General features: G+C 65.0%; 3 protein-coding genes. 2 read left to right on the top strand and 1 reads right to left on the bottom strand.

The window, feature by feature from the left end:
* Both ACHWRX_RS02130 and ACHWRX_RS02135 read left to right on the top strand, forming a co-directional pair.
* On the top strand, positions 1 to 474 hold a 474-nt coding region (locus ACHWRX_RS02130; RefSeq protein ID WP_394657920.1), incomplete at its 5' end, for a DUF4136 domain-containing protein.
* Positions 471 to 1,643 (top strand): M14-type cytosolic carboxypeptidase, encoded by a 1,173-nt coding sequence (locus ACHWRX_RS02135; protein WP_394657921.1) that lies wholly within the window; start codon positions 471 to 473, stop codon positions 1,641 to 1,643. The genes ACHWRX_RS02130 and ACHWRX_RS02135, both read left to right, overlap by 4 nt.
* 61 nt (positions 1,644 to 1,704) lie before the next feature.
* On the opposite strand, the gene ACHWRX_RS02140 is transcribed toward ACHWRX_RS02135, so the two are convergent.
* Positions 1,705 to 2,543 (bottom strand): hypothetical protein (locus ACHWRX_RS02140; protein WP_394657922.1); only part of this gene is annotated, 839 nt, incomplete at its 5' end.

Genomic DNA, 2,543 nt, shown 5'->3' on the forward strand with positions numbered 1-2,543 from the left:
GTGATCCGTGTAGACCCGGCCCCGGGCCAGGATGGTGCCGGGATCGAGTATCGCACGTACGCCGCCGCCATCGCCCGGGAATTGACCCGTCTAGGCTATGCCGAAGCCGTGCCGGGCGGTCTCGCGCCCAGCCAGATCGCGGTGCTGAGCGTCGATCGCGAGACACTGGCCCCCCAACGCCGAGGCAGTCCGGTTTCGGTGGGCGTAGGCGGCGGCACCGGCTCTTTCGGGTCTGGCGTGGGCCTGGGCCTTGGCATCAACCTTTCCGGTCCACCACCTGCGCAAGTCAACACGCGTCTCAGCGTGGCCATCCGCGATCGCGGGAGCAATCAGAACTTGTGGGAAGGCCGCGCGCAATTTGGCGTCAGCGCCAAGGCACCTCTGGCTCAGACGTCGCTTGGCGCGGCCAAGATGGCGCAGGCATTGTTCAAAAGCTTCCCCGGGAACTCAGGCGAAACGATCATCGTCCCATGAGTGACATTGCGATCACCTCCGCCTTCGATTCGGGCAATATCGAAGTCCGTTCGATCTTCGGGGACGAGGCTCTCCTGAAAATTCGGCCGGATCAGGATTCCAGTTTCCTGCAGTGGTTCCACTTTCGCGTTTCCGGCGCACGCGGACGGGCCCTGACCTTGCAGATTACCGGCCTCAACGGTTCTGCCTACCCGATGGGGTGGCCGGGCTATCGCGCGCGTGTTTCGGAAGACCGCCGGTTCTGGGGCCTCGCCGATTGCGCGTGGGACGAAAGCCTTGAGGGCGGCACGTTGACGATCCGCTATAAGCCCACCAGCGACGTGGCCTGGTTCGCCTATTTCGCGCCCTACTCGATGGAGCGGCATCACGATCTGGTTTCGCGAATCGCCTCCGCTCCGGGCGTGTTGTACCGCACCCTGGGCCAGACGCTGGACGGCAGATCGCTCGATTGCCTGGAGGTGGGCGACGGTCCACTGCAAGTGTGGCTCTACGCCCGGCAGCACCCGGGCGAATCGATGGCCGAATGGTGGATGGAAGGCGCGCTGGAATTGCTGGCCGATCCCGCCAGTTCGGTCGCGCGCGAATTGCGTCGCCGCTGTCGCCTGCATCTGGTGCCCAATGCCAATCCCGATGGTTCGGCGCGCGGGCACCTGCGCACCAACGCTGCTGGCGTGAACCTCAACCGTGAGTGGCTGGATCCCAGCGCCGAACGCTCTCCCGAGGTGCTCGCGCTACGCACAGCGATGGACGAGACCGGGGTCGATTTCGCCATGGATGTTCATGGGGACGAGGCCATCCCCGCGGTGTTCATGGCCGGGTTCGATGGCATTCCCTCGCTTCGTTCAGAGCAGGCGGAAGGCTACCGGCGTTTCATCGCGATCCTGGAGCGGCGCACGCCCGATTTTCAGACGCAGCGTGGATACCCCGTTGCGCCACCTGGCAAGAGCAACCTGACGATGTCCACCAACCAGCTGGCCGAGCGCTTCTCGGGCCGGGGATGCGTGGCGATGACCTTGGAGATGCCGTTCAAGGATCACGACGACGCGCCGGACCCGCGCCAGGCATGGAGCCCCGAGCGGTCCGCGCAATTGGGCCGGGATTGCATGGCGGCGCTGCTGGAGTGGCTGGAGAGCCGCGACAATGTTGGGCAGGTGGCGGATTATCCCTGAAATTGCCACGCTGGCCTCGGTGCGGGTATGGCGGCGGTAAGGACAGGACGCTCCGCGCGTCTTAGCCCGCCTTGTTTACCGTATAGTCGATCCTGATCCGCACCCAGGCCCCCACTTGCGGTTTGTCGTCGATCCGGGGCGGACGCACCAGGAATTGCCAGGCGGCGTTCTGCACAGCCCGCCCGAACCCTGAACCACGCGGCGATTCACCCAGGATCTGGCAGTTGTCCACGTGGTAGCGATCGATCGTTTGGCAAGCGATCAGACCCCAGCCTTCCAGCCCGCCCTTCTGCGGCATGTACGTTGCCAATTCGGCATCGGTGGGGCGGCGATACCAGTCGGCATCGTACAAGGTGACGCCCCCCGGCCCCTCACCCGGACCTTGGGCCAGGCGGGAATCGTTGCCGCGGCCATCACTGGTCGATCCCTTTGTACGGCCTTTCATCTTGCCGATATCGGATGCTGCCATGTCCGCGCGTGACAGCTTGATGAGGCCGGGAATGCCGTCGTCCGCGTCCGGGCTTTCGACCTGCTTTTGGATCGTGATCAGCGGCTTGGGTCGGCTGACGGGCCGTTCTTGCGCCTTGGTGGCGACTTGCGGGGACTTCGGCCTGGGCTGACTGGTCTTCGCCGCCTTCTTGGGATCGTTCGATGCCACGTCGAACGAGACGGTCCGGCTGTTGGGTACGAAGGCCGGCGGGGCCACCGCCTGGTAGATCGCCAGCAGCACCACGATGACGATGATTCCGATCGACAGCGTAGCCGAAACCGCTCGCTCGCGCGGGGAGCCGGGCTGGTAACCGGTTGAGAGCCGATAGCTATCCACGTCCATCGGGCGCGGCGCTAGCGGGGAAGCGTGCGTGCGGCAATCGCACGATGATGGCGGCGACATTTCGTGAC

Source organism: uncultured Novosphingobium sp. (assembly GCF_964277725.1).
In the GTDB taxonomy this organism is placed as follows: domain Bacteria; phylum Pseudomonadota; class Alphaproteobacteria; order Sphingomonadales; family Sphingomonadaceae; genus Novosphingobium; species Novosphingobium fluoreni.